Origin of the sequence: Flavobacterium shii (assembly GCF_025847235.1) — a bacterium.
Classification (GTDB): Bacteria; Bacteroidota; Bacteroidia; order Flavobacteriales; family Flavobacteriaceae; genus Flavobacterium; species Flavobacterium shii.
On record NZ_JAOZEW010000014.1, the window covers coordinates 143,752 to 165,853 of the forward strand.

The window sequence follows — 22,102 nt, forward strand, 5'->3', positions numbered from 1 at the left end:
AGATGTTAAAAACTTTTATAGAAAGACCAGTTCTCTCGACGGTAATATCTATCTTAATCACCATTTTGGGTGTTTTAGGATTGATGTCATTACCCGTAGAACAATACCCCGAAATTGCACCGCCAACCGTTCAGGTAACTGCAACATATACTGGAGCAAATGCTGAGACTGTATTAAATAGTGTCGTGATTCCTTTGGAAGAAGAAATCAACGGTGTAGAAGGAATGACATACATGACTTCTTCTGCTGCCAATGATGGTTCTGCCAAAATATCTGTTTATTTTGAACTTGGAATTAACCCGGATATTGCTGCGGTAAACGTTCAAAACAGAGTTTCTCGTGCTACAAGTAAATTGCCACAAGCTGTTGTGCAAACTGGGGTTACAACCCTAAAAAGCCAGACTAGTGCTTTAATGTTCTTTGCTTTATATTCGAACAATAAAGATTTCGATGAAACATATATTCAGAATTACGCCAAAATTAACCTTGTACCAAAACTACAACGTGTTAAAGGTGTTGGTCAAGTAAATGTTTTTGGAGCCAAAGATTACTCTATGAGAATCTGGATTAATCCAGAAAAAATGGCTGCTTACAATGTAGCACCTGCGGATATTCAGGCGGCTTTACAAGAACAAAACGTTGAGGCGGCTCCAGGTAAATTTGGAGAAAACGCCGATGGTATTTACGAGTATGTAATTAAATACAAAGGACGTTTATCTGAAATTTCAGATTATGACAATATTGTCATAAAATCTACAGGAAATGGAAACTTTGTTCACCTTAAAGATGTTGCAACTGTAGAATTAGGTGCATTTAATTACGGAAACAAGAATATGGCAATGGGTAAACAAGGTGTTGCCGTTGGTATATTTCAAACTTCTGGTTCAAACGCACAAGACATTATTACTGAAGTTGTAAATATTTTGGACGATGCAAAACCTGACTTCCCAAAAGGAGTAGATTATGTAATTCCTTATAACACTAAAACATTCCTTGATGCTTCTATAGAAAAAGTAATTTCAACATTAATTGAAGCTTTTATATTGGTATTTATTGTAGTATTTTTATTTCTACAAGATTTCCGTTCTACATTGATTCCTGCAATAGCAGTTCCTGTAGCAATTATAGGAACGTTCTTCTTCCTCCAGGTATTCGGATTCTCGATCAATATGTTAACATTGTTTGCAATGATTCTAGCTATTGGTATTGTGGTCGATGATGCAATTGTCGTCGTCGAGGCAGTACATGCCAAACTTGATGAAGGTGCCAAATCTGGAAAAGAAGCTACTATTTCTGCCATGAGTGAAATCACCGGAGCGATTATTTCTATTACATTAGTAATGGCTGCAGTATTTATCCCTGTATCATTCTTAAGTGGTCCATCGGGTGTATTCTACCAACAATTTGCAATTACATTAGCAATTGCGATCTTGATTTCGGCAGTAAATGCATTAACTTTAAGTCCGGCCTTATGTGCTTTGTTCTTAAAACCTCATGAAGATTCAGATCATCATAAGAAAAATTTCAAAGACAGATTCTTCATTGCTTTCAATACAAGTTTTGATAGAATGAACAATAAATATGTTAAGTCTCTTGGATTCTTAGCAAGAAAAAAATGGATTGCAATAACTGGATTAGTCGTATTCTCTGCTATTACAATATTTTTATTCCAAACTACACCTTCAGGATTTATTCCTAATGAGGATAGAGGAATTATCATGGCGGATTTAACGCTTCCTCCAGGAACAACTTTGGAGAAAACGCAATTGGCCGTTAATGAATTGGATTCTATTTTAGGAGGAATGGACATTGTTCAGTCTAGAATGAGTGTTGTTGGTTTTAGTTTATTAAATAGTGTAAATGGTGGTTCGTATGCATTTACAGTAATCCAATTAAAAGATTGGAAATACCGTAAAGAAGCCAACCAATCTGTAGATGCTGTTGTTGGTCAATTGTTTGCCAAAACAGCGCATTTTAAAGATGCTAAAGCTCTATTCTTTACACCTCCGAGTGTACAAGGTTTTGGATCTGCGGATGGTTTTGAATTAAAAATTCAGGATAAAGGAGATGATGACTGGACGACAGTAAGTAAAGTAAGTAATGAATTCTTGGGTGAATTAATGAAAAGACCTGAAATTCAGTACGCAGTTACCAACTTTAACCCTACTTTCCCACAATATCAAATGGATATTAATGTCGAAAGAGCTAAAAACGCAGGAGTTTCAATATCGGCTATTTTTAATACAATGCAAGGATATTATGGAGGATTATATACTACCGATTTCAATAAATTCGGTAAACAATACCGTGTAATGATTCAGGCAAAACCATCAGACAGAGCAAATCTTGAATCGATTAATTCTATTTATGTAAAAAACGCTGCTGGACAGCAAGTGGCAATAAATCAGTTTGTTGATTTCAAAAGAATTTATGGACCAGAAGCTGTTGCACGTTTTAACATGCTAAAAGCTGTAAACGTAAATGGTAAAGCAAAACCTGGATATAGTTCTGGAGATGCAATCAAAGCAATTCAGGAAGTTGCTGCTCAGCATTTACCAAAAACATACAGTTATGAATTCTCAGGAATGACGCGTGAGGAAATCCTTGCCGGAAGTCAGGCTGCCGGAGTGTTCTTATTGAGTTTAATATTTGTATATTTCTTATTAAGTGCGCAATACGAAAGTTACTTAGTTCCATTATCAGTATTACTTTCATTACCTGTAGGTATTGCCGGAGCTATTGGATTTGTAAAATTAGCTGGATTAGAAAATAACATTTACTTCCAGGTAGCCCTGATAATGCTTATAGGACTACTGGCGAAGAATGCCATTCTGATAGTCGAGTTTGCTATACAAAGGCGACGACACGGAATGGATTTAACACAAGCTGCGATAGAAGGTGCAAAAGCACGTTTACGTCCTATTTTAATGACCTCTCTTGCTTTTATCTTTGGTTTAATGCCATTGGCTTTAGCTTCAGGAGTTGGTGCTGTAGGTAACCGTTCAATCGGTATGGGAGCTGTAGGTGGAATGTTGATAGGGACAGTTTTTGGAGTATTTGTAATTCCAATATTGTTCATTATTTTCCAAAGCCTGCAAGAAAGAATCTCTGGAAAACCATTTACTGAGAAAGAATCAGATATTATACTTTTAGACGAAGAAAATGAAAAATAAGATATATAGAATAGTAACAGTTGTCATTGTGGCAACTGTTATGCAATCCTGCTTCGTTGCAAAAGAATACGAAAGACCAAAGGATATAAAAACAGAAAACTTATACCGTACCCAAATTGTTTCTAAAGACAGTACCTCATTAGCAGATCTCTCTTGGGACAAAGTTTTCACAGATCCTATTTTGCAAGGTTATATTAGAAAAGGGCTAGAGAATAATCTCGATATCCGAATTGCAATGCAAAATATCGTTGCGGCTCAGGCTTCAATGAAACAAGGCAAGTCTGGGTACTTTCCTACTCTATCTGTAGGTACTGATTGGACCCACCAAGAGTTATCTAGAAATAGCCAATTTGGAGCCTTGCTTCAAAACCGCAGTACAGATCAATATCAAGTAACTGGGACTTTTGGTTGGGAAGCTGATATTTGGGGGAAAATAAGAAGTAATGCGCGTGCTACAAATGCTGTGTTCTTACAAACTACTGCTGCAAATCAAGCTGTTAAAACACAATTAATCGCCAATATTACAGATACTTATTACCAATTAATGTCTACAGATGCTCAAATTAGAGTGGCTGAAAAAACATTAGTAAATAGAACCGAAAGTATCGAAACAATTATTGCTTTAAAAGATGCAGGAAACGTAACCGAAGTAGCTGTAAAACAAACCGAAGCTCAGAAATATGCGACAGAAATTATTATTGCCGATTTAAAAGCAACAGCAATTCTTCTTGAAAATACAATGAGTATCCTTTTGGGGCAGCCATCTGGTAAAATTGAAAGAAGCACTTTTGAAGATCAACCACTACAGCCAACTATTACATTCGGTGTTTCTGCAACTTTATTGCGTAACAGGCCAGATGTAATTGCTGCAGAGTATAACTTAATCTCTAATTTTGAACAAACAAATGTAGCTAGAAGTAATTTCTATCCTACTTTTAAAATTACTGCTACAGGCGGACTTCAAAGTATTGATTTAAAAGAATGGTTTAGTGCAAATTCTGTTTTTGCTAATATCGTAACTGGATTAACACAGCCTATTTTTAATCAACGCCAGATAAAGACAAAATTCGAGATTGCCAAAGTAAATCAGGAAATAGCTTACATACAATTTGAGCAGTCTTTACTTACTGCAGGAAAAGAAGTTTCGGATGCTTTAGCAAGATATGATATTCAAGCAAATAAGATTATTATTCGTCAGAAACAAGTTGACGCTTTAACGATTGCCACAGATTACTCTGATGAACTATTGAAATATGGTTTAGCAAATTATCTGGAAGTACTTACCGCAAAAAATGATGCGTTAAATACAGAGCTGGCATTAATCGTAGATAAATACGAACAATACAATTCCGTTATTCAATTGTATAGAGCTCTTGGCGGCGGATGGAAGTAAAATTTCATAATCAGGTTACTTATTAATTTTCAATTTAAACCACTGTGTATTTTTATATTCAGTGGTTTTTATTTTTCATAGTAAAAATTATCATAATATTAATAAATAGCCGTTTTAAAAAGAAGTAAATTGGCACTTAGATTTAACACTTTTGAATAGCAATGTAATATGGATAAGATAAAAATACTTTGGGTTGATGATGAGATCGATCTATTAAAGCCACACATACTCTTTTTAGAGAAAAAAAATTACGAAGTAACGACCTGTAATAATGGTCTTGATGCAATTACAATTTTCGAAGAAAATAATTTTGACATTGTTTTTCTTGACGAAAATATGCCTGGAATGAGCGGATTAGAAACACTTTCGGAAATGAAAGAAAAAAAATCTACTATTCCGATGGTAATGATTACCAAAAGCGAGGAAGAATATATAATGGAAGATGCGATCGGATCTAAAATAGCCGATTATTTAATAAAACCTGTAAATCCAAATCAGATTTTATTAAGCTTAAAGAAAAACCTCGATCATTCCAGATTAATTTCTGAAAAAACTACACTAGATTATCAGAAAGAATTTAGAAAAATTGCGATGGAAATGGCAATGGTAAATTCATATGATGACTGGATTGAGTTGTATAAAAAACTTGTTTTTTGGGAACTGGAACTTGAGAATATCAATGATCAGGGGATGATTCAAATTTTAGAATCTCAAAAAGTAGAAGCCAATTCTCAATTCGGAAAATATATCGAACGTAATTATGAAGATTGGTTTGCACCAAAAGCAGATAAACCGATTCTATCACATACATTATTTAAAGAGCTGGTAGTTCCGGAAATTAAGAAAAAAGATAAACCAATTCTGTTTGTTGTAATTGATAATTTACGCTACGATCAATGGAAATCATTTGAAACTGTAGTTGGTAATTATTACAAATTGGAAAAAGAAGTTCCGTATTTTTCTATACTTCCCACTGCAACACAATACGCAAGAAACGCCATATTCTCTGGTTTATTACCAATTGAAATGGAAAAACAATTTCCTGAATATTGGAAAAATGATGTAGAAGATGGTGGTAAAAATTTATATGAAGCTGAGTTTTTAAGCGCGCAATTAAAACGTTTAGGATTAAATATAAAAGAAGATTATTTTAAAATTACGAATTTAGCGAGTGGTAAAAAACTAGCAGAAAATTTCAAAGCTTTAAAAAATAATGACCTTGTTACAGTAGTTTACAACTTTGTAGATATGTTATCGCATGCCAAGACAGAGCTTGATGTTGTAAAAGAATTAGCATCAGATGATAAAGCATACCGATCACTTACATTGAGCTGGTTCAAAAATTCTCCCCTATTAGAGATTATCCAGCAAGCTCAAAACTTAGGTTTTAAACTGATCCTTACAACCGATCACGGAACAATCAATGTGAAGAATCCATCGAAAGTTGTGGGTGATAAAAACACCAGCCTTAACCTTCGTTACAAAACAGGACGTAGTTTAACCTACGAGCAAAAAGATGTGTATGTTGTAAAAGAACCTAAAAAAGTTGGTTTACCTACCATAAATATGAGTAGTTCGTTTATTTTTGCGAAAAATGATTTGTTTTTAGCTTACGTAAATAATTACAACCATTATGTAAGTTATTATAAAAACACATATCAGCATGGAGGAATTTCATTAGAAGAAATGATTATTCCATTCATGATATTTAATCCAAAGTAAAAGACAAAGTATTCAGTCTCTGTTCACACTAGAAATAAATAAGAATTAAGTTTAAAAAATATTATAAAAATCAAAATGGAAGTTACCTTTTCGTTAGACCAAATTCAGGAAGTTGCACAACAAATTTTAGCACAAAATCCCAATAAGATTATCCTTTTTAACGGAGAAATGGGCGCTGGAAAAACAACGTTAATAAAACAATTGTGTAAGGATTTAGGAATAGAAGACGCAACAAGTAGTCCAACCTTTTCTTTAGTTAATGAATACCAAACAAATGATAACCAGATAGTTTATCATTTTGATTTTTATAGATTAAACCATGAAACTGAAGCGTTAGATATGGGTGTTGATGATTATCTCTATTCTGGTAATTGGTGTTTTATTGAATGGTCGGAGAAAATCCCAAGTTTAATTCCAGAGCAACATTCTATTATTACAATTGAATTATTGCCTGATGGAAAACGTTTGCTAAAACTAGTTTAATTTTAAACCAGTTGTGTATAATTATCCAGCACATAGAAGCATAGATTTCTTTATATTTTCTTTTATAAAAAATTTGTTTCTATGTGTTAAACATTTTCGCCAATTATGCATTTTGAATTAGATTTAAAGGTAAAGCAATAGTTCTTTCGGGAATGTGTATTAGCCTATAAAATACTGTTTTATTAAAAACTTTTTACGTAATTTGTACTCTAAATTTTGCACAAACAATGTCAATAACGATAACTCCATTTACGAAACAAGAATTATTGCCTCAAGAGGAAAAACTTGAAATTGGCAGATACAAAAGAGAACTTTTCATTGGAATTCCTAAGGAAACAAGTTATCAGGAGCGTCGTATTTGCCTAACTCCCGATGCAGTAAATTCTCTTACCTATCAAGGACATAGGGTAATGATAGAATCCGGAGCTGGAGAAAGTTCAAGTTATACCGACAAAGAATATAGTGATGCCGGTGCAGAAGTAACCAAAGATACCAAACGTGTTTTTGGCTGCCCGTTGTTATTAAAAGTAGAACCGCCAACTATTGCAGAAATTAAGTTAATGAATCCGGAAACGATTCTTATATCTGCGATTCAGTTAAAGACCAAGAAAAAAGCTTATTTTGAAGCTTTGGTACAAAAAAAGATTACAGCATTAGCATTTGAATACATAAAAGATGAAGATGGCTCTTATCCTGCCGTGAAATCATTAAGCGAAATTGCAGGAACAGCATCAATACTTATTGCTGCCGAATTAATGATTACTGATGAGATTGGTAAAGGATTGTTATTTGGAAATATAACAGGAGTTCCACCTACCGATGTTGTAATTCTAGGAGCAGGTACTGTTGGTGAATTTGCTGCCAAAACTGCGATTGGTCTTGGTGCAAGTGTAAAGGTTTTTGATAATTCTATTACCAAACTACGTCGTTTACAAAACAATCTTAACCAACGTATTTTTACATCTACAATACAACCCAAAGCATTATTAAAAGCATTAAGACGCTGTGATGTAGCTATTGGCGCCATGAGAGGTAAAGAACGTTGTCCAATTGTTGTTACCGAAACTATGGTTGAGCATATGAAAAAAGGTGCCGTAATCGTGGATGTAAGTATTGATACGGGAGGATGTTTTGAGACTTCGGAAGTTACTACGCATGAAAAACCAACTTTTATAAAAAGCAATGTTTTACATTATTGCGTACCTAATATTCCATCCCGATATTCAAAAACAGCTTCACTTTCTATCAGCAATATTATTACTCCTTATTTATTACAAATGGCAGAAGATGGCGGATTGGAAAGTGCTATTAGATGCAATAAAGGTCTTAAAAATGGTATTTATATGTATCATGGTATTTTAACTAATAAAGCTATAGCCGAATGGTTCGATTTACCTGATAATGACATTAATTTACTTGTTTTTTAAGACAACTTTAGTTTACCTTTGCCAAAAATAGAATTCATGAAGTTTGTACACCGTTTTGCATATTATTTAGTTGGTCTGGTTATGGGATGTTTTTTTGTAGCCCTTGTATTTAGTGGTAAAGACACACGTTGTAACTATTTTCCAAATGCAAGAGTTTTGAATGACTTAAGAAATAAACCATTTCATTATTCCGATGATGCATCTAAAGTTTTGGCAGAAAAATGGATTGATACTCTTGACATCAAGAACACATTACAATTTGGTGATGTAGATTTTGACAAAAGTAATATTGACTACAAAAAAGGAAAATTATACATTATAGAAGGTAAAACCTTGAAAAATCAAGAAGTAATACTAAAAGTAATCAATTATCCAGGAAAAGCTGTTCTGGAAACTATAGAGAAAAAACCAGCTAATTAGAGCTACCATATATTATATAAAAAAAATTAAACACGAATTTCACGAATTAGCACAAATTAGTTTCTGGAATTAATTTAACAAACTAAGTTACCGTTAAAATTCGTGTTTACCTTTTATACTTACGCTAAGTGGTATATAATTACAACCATTTAATTTCGGGAATTTCTTTTGATTTTAAAAATTCATTTATTTTACTAAAATGTTTATTTCCGAACCATTTTCCTTGATTAGCGCTCATTGGTGATGGATGTCCGGATTCTAAAACAAAATGTTTTTTACGGTCAATTTTAAGCCCTTTCTTTTTAGCAAAAGCGCCCCATAATAAGAATACTACATTCTCTTTTTTATCAGAAACAGCCTGAATTACAGCATCTGTAAATAAGTTCCATTTTAGATGTTTATGACTATTTGGTGTATCTTTCCGAACCGTTAAAGAGGCGTTTAGAAGTAAAACACCCTGATTTGCCCAAGATTCCAGATTACCTGAAGTTGGCATAAAAACAGAATCAAAATCAGTATTTAATTCTCTAAAAATATTGCGGAGCGAAGGAGGAATTTTTACATTATCATTTACCGAAAAGCTTAATCCATTGGCCTCTCCTGCTCCATGATATGGGTCTTGACCAATAATCACAACTTTTACATCTTTAAAAGCACAATGATTGAATGCTGAAAAAATTAAGTCTTGTGGCGGAAAGCAAGTTTGATTATTATATTCTTCTTCTAAAGATATTATCAGATCATTAAAATAAGGTTTTCCTATTTCATCTGATAATACCGCTTGCCAATCTGGATTGAGGTTAATTTTCATTTCATTAAATTTTACTACAAATTAAGCAAAGTTTTTTGCAAAGTACCAATTAATACTACTATTTAGTTTCAAAACTTTGTAACTTTGAAGCTTTACAACTTACGATATAATATGATATCAATTACTGATAAAACATTACAAGATTTACAATTCCCTACAGTGCTCGAAACTATTTCGGACATTTGTAATACTGATATAGGCAAGCAAAAAGCTTTAGAAATAGTGCCTTATAGAGATAAAGAAACTTTGATGCAGTCCCTAATGCAAACATCAGAGTATGTTTCATCTTTCCAAAATAACAATGCAATACCAAATCATGGTTTTGACGCGATTACATATGAAATAAAATTTCTTGCAATCGAAGACAGCTTCCTCGAAGTTGGAAGTTTCAGAAAAATAGCTACATTATCATCAACGGTTAATTTTTTATTGAATTACTTTAAAAAATTCGATGATTATTATCCTAATCTAAATACTAGAGCTTCCCAAGTAGAATTTACCAAAGAAATCATTTCGCAAGTAGATGTTGTCGTAGATAAATATGGAGAAATAAAAGATAATGCTTCGCCTGAGTTATCTAACATTCGACGTGACATGAATTTAATTCGTGGAAAAGTAAACCAAAGTTTTGGTGTGGCTTTAACGCAATACAATAGTTTAGGTTATCTTGATGATATTAAGGAAAGCTTTGTACAAAACCGTCGTGTTTTAGCCGTTTTGGCAATGTATCGTCGTAAAGTAAAAGGCTCAATTTTAGGAAGTTCAAAAACAGGAAGTATCGCCTATATTGAACCTGAAACTACTTTAAAATACTCCAGAGAATTAAGCAATTTGGAATATGAGGAAAAAGAAGAAATTACCCGTATTTTAAAACAATTATCAAATGCTATTCGTCCGTATTTATCTTTGCTTATTGATTACCAAGCATTTTTAAGTGATATTGACGTCATTGCTGCCAAAGCAAAATATGCTAATAAGATAAATGGTATTTTACCAACAATTACAGAGGAACGTCGTTTGTATTTTAGAGATGCTTTTCATCCCATTTTATATTTAAATAACAAACAGAAAAATGAGATTACGCATCCACAAACTATTGAATTAAAACAAGATAATAGAATTATTGTTATCTCAGGACCAAATGCCGGAGGAAAAACAATTTCGTTAAAAACTGTTGGATTACTACAGTTAATGCTACAATCCGGGATGCTGATTCCTGTACATGAGCGTAGTGAAACTTTCTTATTTGATAGAATCTTAACCGATATTGGCGATAATCAATCTATCGAGAATCACTTGAGTACATATAGTTATAGATTAAAAAACATGAACTATTTCCTAAAAAAATGCAATAGTAAAACTATGTTTTTGATTGATGAATTTGGAACTGGTTCGGATCCTGAATTAGGAGGAGCTTTAGCTGAAATTTTCTTAGAAGAATTTTATCATCGTGAAGCTTTCGGAATCATAACTACGCATTATTCTAATCTTAAAATTTTGGCTAACGAATTGCCTTTTGCAACAAATGCCAATATGCTGTTTGATGAAAAATCTTTAGAACCAATGTATAAACTGGTTCTTGGACAAGCAGGAAGTTCGTTTACATTTGAAGTTGCTTTGAAAAACGGAATTCCGTTTGGTTTAATTAATCGTGCGAAAAAGAAAATCGAAATTGGAAAAGTTCGTTTTGATAAAACCATTGCAACACTTCAGAAAGAACGGTCGAAATTAGAAAAAACTTCTTTGAACTTAAAAGAGGAAGAAACTAGAGCCCGTGCCGAGAGTAATAAAATGGAAAATATAAATGTCAAGATAAAACAAAAACTCGAAAGCTATCAGGAATTATATGATAGCAATCAGAAGACAATTTATATTGGACAAAAGATTGAAGATATTTCTGAAAAGTATTTTAACAATAAAAACAAAAAAGAACTGATAGGTGAATTTTTGAAGATTATTGAAATTGAAAATTCTAAACGTAAAAAAGCAACTCCTAAAGAAGCTAAAGCAATTACCGAAAAGAAAAAAGAAGTTATTGCCGAAGTAACAGTTCAGGTTGAAGAAATTCGAAAAGAGAAAAAAGAAAAAAAATTAAAAGCTGTTATCGAAAAACCTAAAGTAACTTTAAAAGTTGGTGACAGAGTACGAATGATTGATGGAAGATCTATAGGAAGTATTGACGCCATCGAAAAAAATAAAGCTACTGTAAATTATGGTGTCTTTACTTCGAAAGTAAGTTTGGATGAATTGGAATTTGTAGAAGCTGGAAAAAAATAAGTTTTCAGTCTTCAGTCGTAATTTTCAGTTTCTAAAACATGAAAATTAAGCTAAAAATCAAATAAAGCGATTTAGACAAACATCTACAAAAAGATGATTAGTGAGCTGGAATATTTAAAAAAATGTATTAAAAGCTATTTATGAAAGTCGGTTTTGATTTATTAAATTTATGAAATACTTAATTTCGATAGAATAAACCAATAATAAAGAAATAACTTTTCAATTGTAAAAAAATCGCAATCTGTGTCATTGCGAAGAACAAAGCAATCTCATCCACTTTTGTTTTACCGGTAAATATCAAGATTACTTTGTTCCTCACAATGACTTTATAAATAAGAAAAGATGAAACCAGGTTTTTTTTACGCCATTACAAATAAATATCAAACGGTTGTATATGTTGGGGTAATGACGGAATAAAACTCAAAGTCATTGCGAGCAACGAAGCAATCACACTAACATAAATTAGGGTTAAGTAAAAAAAACATAACTAGTTTTAGATAATAAAAATGGATACACAAAACGGAATCGCTTCGTTCCTCGCAATTACAGCCGAGAACAAAAAAATAATTCTCTTTGATGGAGTTTGTAACTTATGCGATTCGGCGGTGCAGTTTATTATTAAGCATGATAAAAAAGATGTTTTTCGTTTTGCTGCTTTGCAATCTGATATTGGAAAAGAAATTTGTAAACATATAGGAGTTGATAATACCAAAGTCGATAGCATTATATTTTACGAACCTGGTGTTGCTTATTATTACAAATCGGGAGCAGCAATTGCAATTGCTGAAAATCTGGGAGTTTTATGGAGTTGGTTTTCTGTTTTTAAAATAATTCCTGTTTTTTTGAGAGATCCACTATATAATTATATTGCCAAGAATAGATATAAGTGGTATGGTAAGAAAGAAAGCTGTATGATTCCTACTCCAGAATTAAAAGCTAAATTTTTGTAAGGCAACTTTTCTTCACACAGATTTTACAGATTTGAGCAGATTTTATCTTAGACTAAATTTTGGTTTAATCTAATCTTGTCTTTTTCAAATCAAGGAGAGATTGTGGAAATTATTTTTTTTTACTCACACAGATTTAGCTGATTTGGGAGATTTTACTTTACGCTAAATCTAGATTCGACAGAGTTTTATCATTTTTGAATGAAGAAGAAATTACAATCTGAAAACTGTGACTGAAACTGTGACTGAAAACTTTAATCCTAGCCCTGATAGAAACGGAAATCCTTTTAGATTTTTCTTTAAAACCAAAAAGATTGTAGTGAATAGCAGGAAATAGCTCCTAAAAAAAACTACATTTTCTATATAAAAAAAGCCTCAAATAATTTAATTTGAGGCTTTCTTGTAATTGATCAGAATACTAGCTTCTTATTAATTTTCTGTATTTCAGACGTTTTGGAGTTAAATCTCCACCTAAACGTTTCTTTTTGTTTTCTTCGTATTCTGAGAATCCTCCTTCGAAATAATATACTTCTGAGTTTCCTTCGAAAGCCAAGATGTGTGTACAAATCCTATCTAAGAACCATCTATCGTGAGAGATAACTACAGCACAACCAGCAAAATTCTCCAAACCTTCTTCTAGTGCACGAAGTGTATTTATATCCAAATCGTTCGTAGGCTCATCTAATAAAAGCACGTTTCCTTCTTCTTTTAATGTCATCGCAAGGTGTAAACGGTTACGCTCACCACCTGATAATGTTGAAACTTTTTTATTTTGATCGCTTCCGCCAAAGTTAAAACGACTTAAGTAAGCACGAGAGTTTACCTGACGTCCACCCATCATGATTAATTCCTGACCATCGCAGAAATTCTCCCAGATAGATTTGTTAGGGTCAATATTTGAGTGCGCCTGATCTACATAAGCAATTTTTACAGTTTCTCCTATAGCAAATTCTCCGCTATCTGGCTTTTCTTCGCCCATAATCATTCTAAAGATAGTCGATTTACCAGCACCGTTTGGTCCGATGATACCAACAATTCCAGCTTGTGGCAAAGTAAAGTTTAAATTATCATACAATAATTTATCTCCAAATGCTTTGGCTACATTTTTAGCTTCGATAACATTTGTTCCTAAACGTGGACCGTTCGGGATATAGATTTCTAGATTTTCATCTAGTTGTTTTTGATCTTCGTTTAATAATTTGTCGTAATTCTGTAAACGTGCTTTTTGTTTTGTCTGACGTCCTTTTGCTCCCTGACGAACCCAGTCAAGCTCACGCTCTAAGTTTTTACGACGTTTTGAAGCCACTTTTTCTTCAAGTGCCATTCTGCTAGATTTTTGATCCAACCAAGAAGAATAATTTCCTTTCCACGGAATACCTTCTCCTCTATCTAACTCAAGAATCCAACCTGCAACATTATCAAGGAAATATCTATCGTGTGTTACAGCAATTACAGTACCTGCATATTGTGCTAAGTGTTGCTCTAACCAAAGTACCGACTCAGCATCTAAGTGGTTGGTAGGCTCATCAAGTAATAATACATCAGGCTGTTGTAATAATAAACGACATAATGCAACACGACGACGCTCTCCTCCTGAAAGGTTTTTAATTGGCGTATCTCCGTCTGGGGTACGTAACGCATCCATTGCAATTTCTAGTTTTGTATCGATTTCCCAAGCTCCTAATGCATCAATTTTATCTTGCAAAGCAGCCTGACGATCCATTAACTTCTCCATTTTATCGGCATCTTCATAGTTTTCCGGAAGACCAAATAAGTCGTTGATTTTATTGTATTCTTCTAGAACTGCCATCGTTTCGGCTACTCCTTCACGTACAATTTCAATAACTGTTTTTTCATCATCTAATTGTGGTTCTTGTTCTAAATAACCAACTGTATATCCTGGAGCAAAAACTACATCTCCTTGGTAATTTTTATCAACACCAGCAATAATCTTCAAAAGCGAAGATTTTCCTGAACCATTTAAACCTAAAATACCAATTTTTGCTCCGTAAAAAAAGCTTAAATAGATATTCTTTAGCACTTGCTTGTCACTACTTGAGTATGTTTTACTCAATTTTGACATGGAGAAAATTACTTTCTTATCGTCTGACATTCTTATTTATTTTAAATTTTATTATTTATCTTGTTTAAACTCTTCCTTTTAAAGCATTAAAAACCCATGCGTTGGCTAAAAAACCTACTCCTGTTGCGGCAAATCCCCAACCTGAAACATCTCTATATCTAAAAATGCCAAGTCCTATTAGGAGAAATCCCATTATTACCATTATAAAAGTTGCCCATCCTAAGATTGTGTTTTTATTCATCCCCATAATCACGGTATTGTTTTATATTATATAAGCTTACAAATATCGGTAATTTTAGTCGCTTAATTAAATATTTTATATAGCATTTCTTTTAATAAATCAGATTGCGGTAATGCATTGGCTCCTACACCTTTACTTTTTAAATCAATATCACGTAATGAAGAAACTACCTGACTTACTTTTCTCATTGGATAGTTTTTTATGGCTAAATCATATTCTTTTAAAAAATAAGGATTTACACCAATTGCTGTTGCCACATTTTTCGGGTTTTTATCCTTTAATCCATGGTATTTTAATAACTGAATAAAGAAACCAAAAATTAAGCCTGTCGTCATAACTAGCGGATAATCTTTAGGGTTATGCGCAAAGTTCTCGGCAATTTTATATGCTTTAACCTGATCACGTTCTCCAATTGCTTTACGTAACTCAAAAACATTATAATCTTTACTAAAACCGATATTTTCCTCTATATGTGTAGGTGAAATTGCAGTTCCTTTTGGCAAAATTATCTGCAATTTTTCTAATTCATTATTGATTTTACTTAAATCTGTACCCAAAAACTCAACCAACATTGCATTGGCTTTTGGTTCGATAGAATATCCTTTCCCCGACAAAACTCTTTTGATCCAGTCGCCTACTTGGTTTTCGTATAACTTCTTACTTTCATAAACGAGCCCTTTTTGACCTAATAATTTAGTCACTTTTTTACGTTTATCAAGTGTTTTATACTTGTAACAAAATACCAAAACCGTTGTTTCCATTGGATTCCCTGCATAAGCCTCAAGTTTATCGATTGTTCTTGATAAATCTTGTGCTTCTTTTACAATAATAACCTGACGATCGGCCATCATAGGATAACGTTTTGCAGCCGAAACCACATCATCTACAGTTACATCACGACCGTATAAAACCGTTTGATTAAAACCTTTTTCTTCTTCAGATAAAACGTTTTTCTCTATATACTCGGCTAATTTGTCAATATAATAAGGCTCCTCTCCCATCAGGAAATAGATAGGCTTGATATTCCCAGCTTTGATATCATTAACAATTTTTATAACTTCATCCATTTCTTTATTGTTACAAGTTTAATGTTTAAGGTTGTTGTTTCAATATCTTGAAACTTTAAACCTGAAACCTAAAACTATTTTATATTTTTGCTTCATGCAAAAACTAAATTTTCCCTCTTATATATTTCGATTCAAAAATAGCGAAAATAAAGTGTCTATTTTTGATGAAATCAGGAAAAAATTTATCATTCTTACTCCAGAGGAATGGGTTCGCCAACATGTTGTTCAGTTCTTGATGATGGAGAAAAAATATCCAAAATCATTGATCAATGTAGAGAAGGTTTTAAAAGTCAACGGGTTGCGTAAACGGTACGATATTGTAGTATATAACCCAGACGGCACTATATATATATTGGTAGAATGCAAAGCTCCGGAAGTGAAGATTTCGCAAGCAACTTTTGATCAGATAGCTCGTTATAATATGACAATGAAGGCACAATTTTTGACAGTTACCAATGGATTAAATCATTATTTCTGTCAAATGGATTTTGAAAATGAAAAATACGAATTTCTAAGGGAATTACCCAATTATAATTCTCTAACATAAATAAAACACAATACACTTGGATAAAATAGCAGTAGTCATTTTAAATTGGAATGGAGTAAAATTATTAGAACAGTTTTTACTATCGGTAGTGAATTTTTCACCTGAAGCAACTATATATGTAGCAGATAATGCTTCGACAGATGCTTCAATTACATATGTAAAAGAGCATTTTCCTACCGTGAAAATTGTAGTGAATGCTGGTAATTATGGATTTGCCCACGGATATAATGAAGCACTGCAACATATAGATGCCGAAATCTATGCTTTAATCAATTCGGATATCGAAGTTACAGAAAACTGGTTGCAACCAATTTTGGATACTTTCGCAAAAGAACCAAAAACAGCTATCATTCAGCCGAAAATTTTAGATTATAAAAATAAATCACACTTTGAGTATGCAGGTGCTGCTGGTGGATTCATTGATAAATACGGATATCCTTTTTGTAGAGGGCGTATTTTCGAAACTATCGAAAAAGACAACAAACAATACGATGATAACTGTGAATTATTTTGGGCTTCGGGTGCATGTTTCTTTATAAGGAGTACTATTTTTAAAAATTTAAAAGGTTTTGATGAAGTTTTTTTTGCGCATCAGGAAGAAATAGATCTATGTTGGCGTGCAATTAATCTTGGCCACACAATCAAATACAATTCACAATCTATTGTGTATCACGTAGGTGGAGCAACATTACAACAAAGCAACCCTAGGAAGACCTACTTGAACTTTAGGAACTCATTATTAATGCTTACTAAAAATTTGCCAAAACGAGGTTTTTATGGCATCCTTTTTGTTAGAATGATTCTAGATGGTATCGCAGGTATACGATTTTTAACGCAAGGAAAGTTCAATCATACTTGGGCAATTTTACAAGCCCATTTTTCTTTTTATAGTCTTTTTTCAAAATATTATAAAAAAAGAAGTAATTTTCAAACGCAGGAATACTATATGATTAAAAGTATCGTTTTCCTGTACTATGTGAAGAAAATCCACGTATTTAAAGATATCTTTAACAATAATCAAATTAATAACCCTTAACTTTGTAATCAAAAGTCTAATTAAATTTTATTTTTTATGAGAAAAATATTTATCGCTCTAACAGCATTAATGGTACTATCTTCGTGTGTTTCTAAAAAGAAATATGCTGACTTAGAAGCTAAAAACAAAGAAACTCAAGATTTACTAAATTCTTGTACTGTAAAATTAAATTCTTGTTTAGAAGAAAGAGCTGGATTAACTGCTACAGTTGCTAGTTTAAAAGACCACAATCAGAATTTAATAAATAGTTCTAAAGACTTAACAATGCTTACTTCTAAAGGAGCTGAAAATCTAGAGAAATCTTTAGAGAGCCTAAAAGAAAAAGACTTAAAAATATCTAGACTTCAAGATGCTTTAACTAAAAAAGATAGTGTTACACTTGCTTTGGTTACTAGTTTAAAAGGAGCTGTTGGTATTAACGATCCAGACATTGAAATTAATGTTGAAAAAGGAGTTGTATTTATTTCTATCGCTGACAAATTATTATTTAAAAGTGGTAGCTATGATGTAACTGATAAAGCTAAAACAGTTTTGGCTAAAGTTGCTAAAGTAGTAAATGACAAACCAGATTTTGAGTGTATGGTTGAAGGTCACACAGATAACGTTCCTTACAAAAGCAACGGAATTTTGTTAGACAACTGGGATTTAAGTGTTAAACGTTCTACATCTATAGTTCGTGTATTAACAGATGACCTTGGCGTTAATCCAGCAAAATTAATTGCTGCAGGTAGAAGTTCTTATGTACCATTAGTTGCAAATGACACACCTGAAAACAAAGCGCGTAACAGAAGAACTCGTATTGTTGTAATGCCTAAAATTGACCAATTCTATGATATGGTTGAAAAAGAAATGAAAAAACAATCAGGTAAATAATCCGATTATTGAAGATTATTGAATCGCAGTAATAACGATTCCGAATAAAATTAAAAAGCCAGTGAAAATTTTCACTGGCTTTTTTTTGCATTATTTTGCTCGTTTAATTAGGCTTACACTCAACTATGCCTAACAAAAAAATATAGTGTATCTCCTTGAGCGGAGTTGAAGATTTTATCTTGTAAAATTTGCTATACTTCTAAGCGATGAAGATTTACATATACATACACCATGAAAACAGAAAAAGCAGGTCAATTGACCTGCTTTTATGTATCCTTAATTTTTTTAATGACTAATCAAAAAGAAATGGGTTTTTACAAAATATCTAAACTCCCTTTTCCTTCTCTGATTATAATTGGCTCATTATCTGATAGATCTATTATTGTAGATCCTACATTATCTCCGTAACCGCCATCGATAACCATGTCTACCAAATTTTGCCATTTCTCAAAAATAAGCTCCGGATCGGTTGTATACTCGATAACATCATCTTCATCACGAATAGATGTAGAAACAATAGGATTTCCTAATTGACGTACAATTTCTAATGCGATTGAATTGTCAGGAACACGGATTCCGACTGTAGTTTTCTTTTTAAACTCCTTTGGTAAATTATTATTTCCTGGTAGAATAAAAGTATACGGTCCTGGTAACGCCCTCTTTAATATCTTAAAAGTCGATGTATCTATTTGTCGAACATAATCCGACAAATTACTCAAATCATGACAAATAAATGAAAAGTTTGCTTTCTCAAGTTTTACTCCTTTTATTTTTGCGATACGCTCAAGCGCACGTGAATTTGTAATATCACAGCCCAAACCATAGACAGTATCGGTAGGATAAATAATCAAACCTCCGTTTTTTAAAACCTTGACTACTTTTGCAATAGCAGCCTCATTAGGTTTATCTGGGTATATTTTAATAAATTCTGCCATTTACAATTTAGTTTTAAAGTTTATTTTGTTTAAAATTCAAAAGATTCTTCAATTAGTCCACATATCCTCTTTCCTCTTCTATCCTCTTTCCTCTTCTATCCTCTTTCCTCTTCTATCCTCTTTCCTCTTCTATCCTCTACCCAATTACATCCAGCTTGGCAAAACGAAGCAATAATTTTTTAAGTCCACCAACTTCAAATCGAATCTCGGCTTTTTTATCTGCTCCTACTCCATCTAAATTCACAACCTCACCTTTACCAAAACGTTCATGCATCACAACATTACCAATGGTTAATTTATTATCAAATAAATTTGGTGCACTTCCGCTATTTGGATTACTTGATACAGGTTTTAATTTACGAATATTTAAATCTGCTTTTGGCTCATTACCAGTAACAGTTTTAGGCGGAGTTGTCGCTATTGGTTTTGCTAAACGTAATTTTGATTTATCAACATCACCAAAAACATCAATATCAATCATTGGCTTATAACGATAACCACTTTCTACTGGAGTTAAATATTCCAAATATTGCGCATCAATTTCCTCTATAAAACGAGATGGCTCACTGTCTGTTAATTTCCCCCAACGGTAACGTGATTGTGCGTAGGTCAAATAAGCTTGATGCTCTGCGCGTGTTAAAGCTACGTAAAATAAACGACGTTCCTCTTCAAGTTCACTTCTTGTACTCATACTCATGGCACTCGGAAACAAATCCTCTTCCATCCCAACAACAAAAACATGAGGGAATTCTAATCCTTTTGCAAGGTGAATCGTCATTAAGCCAACTCTGTCCTCATCACTTGTATCTTTATCCAAATCGGTTGCAAGTGCCACATCTTCCATAAACTCGGACAATGCACCTCTTGCTCCATCAATTTCTTTCTGACCTTCGGTAAAATCTTTTATACCATTTAGTAATTCTTCAATATTCTGAACTTTTGCCATTCCCTCAGGTGTAGCATCTTTTTTAAGTTCTTGTACCAATCCTGTTTTTCTAGCAACATGATCAGTAATATAAAAAGCGTCCTGATTTTGATCAATGACCTGAAAACTCTGAATCATCGTTACAAAATCCCTGATTTTATTCTTTGTACCTGTATTCAGCTTCAAGTCGATTTTATCAATATTCACCATCACTTCCCAAATCGAACGCTTGTAATGATTAGCCGCAATCGTCAATTTTTCAACCGTAGTATCACCAATTCCACGAGCCGGATAATTAATCACACGAACCAATGCTTCTTCATCTTTTGGATTGATCACCAAACGCAAATAACATAAAACGTCTTTGATCTCCTTACGTTGGTAAAATGATAATCCACCATAAATTCGATACGGAATATCACGTTTTCTTAACGCATCTTCCATTGCACGAGATTGTGCATTGGTACGGTATAAAATTGCAAAAGAACCATTAGAAAGTTGATTTTGCATTTTTTGTTCAAAAATTGTGCTTGCCACAAAACGTCCTTCTTCAGCATCTGTTAAACTTCTGTGGACTTTAATTTTTGCACCAAAATCATTCGCAGTCCAAACTACTTTATCAAGTTTGGTCTTATTATGTTCCATTACAGTATTTGCCGCTTCAACAATATTTTTTGTTGAACGGTAATTTTGCTCTAAACGATACATGATTACACCTTCGTAATCTTTCTGAAAATTCAAAATATTATTAATATTCGCTCCACGGAAAGCATAAATACTCTGCGCATCATCACCTACCACACATATATTCTGAAATTTATCAGACAAAGCCCTTACAATCAAATACTGAGAATGGTTTGTATCCTGGTACTCATCAACCAAAATATAACGAAAACGATTTTGATATTTCGCTAAAACTTCAGGAAAACGATTCAATAATTCATTGGTTTTCAACAACAAGTCATCAAAATCCATCGCACCAGCTTTAAAACAACGGTCTACATACTGCTGATAAATTTCTCCCAATCTTGGTCTTTTTGCCATGGCGTCAGCCTCTACCAATTCAGGATTATTAAAATATGCTTTTACCGTAATCAAACTGTTTTTGTAATTAGAGATACGGCCTAAAATTTGCTTTGGCTTATAAACATCACGATCCAGTTGCATTTCTTTTATGATTGAAGAAATCAATCTAGCAGAATCCTGTGAATCGTAAATCGTAAAATTAGACGGATATCCCAAATGATCTGATTCTGCACGAAGAATACGTGCAAAAATCGAGTGAAAAGTTCCCATCCAAAGGTTTTTTGCCTCCGACGCTCCCACAATATCAGATATCCTGTGTTTCATCTCACGAGCCGCTTTATTAGTAAAAGTAAGCGACAAAATATTGAACGCATCAATACCCTGAGCCATCAAATAAGCAATTCTAATTGTTAAAACACGAGTTTTCCCCGAACCTGCCCCAGCAATAATAATCATTGGCCCGTCTTTCTTTAAAACAGGCTGCCTCTGTGCTTCATTGAGCTGGTCAATGTATTTTTGCATGAAATTTTTCTCCATAATTGATGCAAAAATAAGAATTTAAAAAGAAAGTTCCTAAGATGCTTAGGTACTGAGTTACTAAGTTTTTTTGAAGCACAACAAAAGGCTTTCATTAAACATAGTTCCCGCTTTCGGCTTTATCTCTCCGTTTCACTACGAGGATATCGCCTCTATCCTACCGTGTGGACACATCTTTG

The 22,102-nt window shown here is 33.1% G+C and carries 17 protein-coding genes; 11 read left to right on the forward strand and 6 right to left on the reverse strand.

Features of this window, described 5'->3' with window-relative positions; all coding sequences use genetic code 11:
• Positions 1–2 precede the first annotated feature (2 nt).
• From OIU83_RS14140 to OIU83_RS14165, 6 genes are all read left to right on the forward strand, one after another.
• The gene (locus OIU83_RS14140) at positions 3–3,173 is read left to right on the forward strand and encodes an efflux RND transporter permease subunit (protein ID WP_264206914.1); all 3,171 of its coding nucleotides are present in this window, start codon (positions 3–5) and stop codon (positions 3,171–3,173) included.
• Positions 3,163–4,566 carry a TolC family protein gene (locus OIU83_RS14145; RefSeq protein ID WP_264206915.1) on the forward strand — a complete coding sequence of 468 codons (1,404 nt, stop codon included), beginning with the start codon at positions 3,163–3,165 and terminating at the stop codon, positions 4,564–4,566. The genes OIU83_RS14140 and OIU83_RS14145 overlap by 11 nt, the downstream gene beginning before the upstream one ends.
• 168 nt (positions 4,567–4,734) lie before the next feature.
• The gene (porX, locus tag OIU83_RS14150; RefSeq protein ID WP_264206916.1) at positions 4,735–6,288 is read left to right on the forward strand and encodes a T9SS response regulator signal transducer PorX; all 1,554 of its coding nucleotides are present in this window, start codon (positions 4,735–4,737) and stop codon (positions 6,286–6,288) included.
• A 75-nt stretch (positions 6,289–6,363) separates the two neighbouring features.
• Positions 6,364–6,771 carry a tRNA (adenosine(37)-N6)-threonylcarbamoyltransferase complex ATPase subunit type 1 TsaE gene (gene tsaE, locus OIU83_RS14155; protein ID WP_264206917.1) on the forward strand — a complete coding sequence of 136 codons (408 nt, stop codon included), beginning with the start codon at positions 6,364–6,366 and terminating at the stop codon, positions 6,769–6,771.
• Positions 6,772–6,998: 227 nt separating this feature from the next.
• A complete protein-coding gene (locus OIU83_RS14160; protein ID WP_264206918.1) occupies positions 6,999–8,198 on the forward strand; it encodes an alanine dehydrogenase in 1,200 nt (399 codons plus the stop codon).
• A gap of 36 nt (positions 8,199–8,234) precedes the next feature.
• Positions 8,235–8,618, forward strand: a complete 384-nt coding sequence (locus OIU83_RS14165; protein ID WP_264206919.1) for a DUF4258 domain-containing protein — start codon at positions 8,235–8,237, stop codon at positions 8,616–8,618.
• A gap of 139 nt (positions 8,619–8,757) precedes the next feature.
• Here the strand turns inward: OIU83_RS14165 and OIU83_RS14170 are convergent, their stop codons facing one another.
• The gene (locus OIU83_RS14170) at positions 8,758–9,429 is read right to left on the reverse strand and encodes a uracil-DNA glycosylase (RefSeq protein WP_264206920.1); all 672 of its coding nucleotides are present in this window, start codon (positions 9,427–9,429) and stop codon (positions 8,758–8,760) included.
• Between the two features lie 111 nt (positions 9,430–9,540).
• Between OIU83_RS14170 and OIU83_RS14175 the strand changes: the two genes are divergently transcribed.
• Both OIU83_RS14175 and OIU83_RS14180 read left to right on the forward strand, forming a co-directional pair.
• A complete protein-coding gene (locus OIU83_RS14175; RefSeq protein ID WP_264206921.1) occupies positions 9,541–11,706 on the forward strand; it encodes an endonuclease MutS2 in 2,166 nt (721 codons plus the stop codon).
• 506 nt (positions 11,707–12,212) lie between these two features.
• Positions 12,213–12,656, forward strand: a complete 444-nt coding sequence (locus OIU83_RS14180; RefSeq protein WP_264206922.1) for a thiol-disulfide oxidoreductase DCC family protein — start codon at positions 12,213–12,215, stop codon at positions 12,654–12,656.
• A gap of 415 nt (positions 12,657–13,071) precedes the next feature.
• Here OIU83_RS14180 and ettA read toward each other — a convergent pair whose 3' ends face one another.
• From ettA to holA, 3 genes are read right to left on the reverse strand one after another with little or no spacing between them, the layout of a single operon-like run.
• Positions 13,072–14,766: an energy-dependent translational throttle protein EttA gene (ettA, locus tag OIU83_RS14185; protein ID WP_264206923.1), complete on the reverse strand. Its 1,695-nt coding sequence runs from the start codon at positions 14,764–14,766 to the stop codon at positions 13,072–13,074.
• 34 nt (positions 14,767–14,800) lie between these two features.
• Positions 14,801–14,983, reverse strand: coding sequence for a CAL67264 family membrane protein (locus tag OIU83_RS14190; RefSeq protein ID WP_035624132.1), 183 nt, complete (start codon positions 14,981–14,983; stop codon positions 14,801–14,803).
• Positions 14,984–15,039: 56 nt separating this feature from the next.
• On the reverse strand, positions 15,040–16,044 hold the full coding sequence (gene holA, locus OIU83_RS14195) for a DNA polymerase III subunit delta (protein WP_264206924.1): 1,005 nt from the start codon (positions 16,042–16,044) through the stop codon (positions 15,040–15,042).
• A 94-nt stretch (positions 16,045–16,138) separates the two neighbouring features.
• Between holA and OIU83_RS14200 the strand changes: the two genes are divergently transcribed.
• From OIU83_RS14200 to OIU83_RS14210, 3 genes are read left to right on the forward strand one after another with little or no spacing between them, the layout of a single operon-like run.
• On the forward strand, positions 16,139–16,591 hold the full coding sequence (locus tag OIU83_RS14200; RefSeq protein WP_264206925.1) for a type I restriction enzyme HsdR N-terminal domain-containing protein: 453 nt from the start codon (positions 16,139–16,141) through the stop codon (positions 16,589–16,591).
• Between the two features lie 16 nt (positions 16,592–16,607).
• Positions 16,608–17,627 carry a glycosyltransferase family 2 protein gene (locus OIU83_RS14205; RefSeq protein WP_264206926.1) on the forward strand — a complete coding sequence of 340 codons (1,020 nt, stop codon included), beginning with the start codon at positions 16,608–16,610 and terminating at the stop codon, positions 17,625–17,627.
• 36 nt (positions 17,628–17,663) lie between these two features.
• A complete protein-coding gene (locus tag OIU83_RS14210) occupies positions 17,664–18,500 on the forward strand; it encodes an OmpA/MotB family protein (RefSeq protein WP_264206927.1) in 837 nt (278 codons plus the stop codon).
• Between the two features lie 314 nt (positions 18,501–18,814).
• On the opposite strand, the gene OIU83_RS14215 is transcribed toward OIU83_RS14210, so the two are convergent.
• Together OIU83_RS14215 and OIU83_RS14220 are read right to left on the reverse strand one after the other, a co-directional pair.
• Entirely contained in the window at positions 18,815–19,435 is a 621-nt protein-coding gene (locus OIU83_RS14215) for an L-threonylcarbamoyladenylate synthase (protein ID WP_264206928.1), read from the reverse strand.
• Positions 19,436–19,571: 136 nt separating this feature from the next.
• Positions 19,572–21,908, reverse strand: a complete 2,337-nt coding sequence (locus OIU83_RS14220; RefSeq protein ID WP_264206929.1) for an ATP-dependent helicase — start codon at positions 21,906–21,908, stop codon at positions 19,572–19,574.
• Between the last annotated feature and the right edge of the window lie 194 nt (positions 21,909–22,102).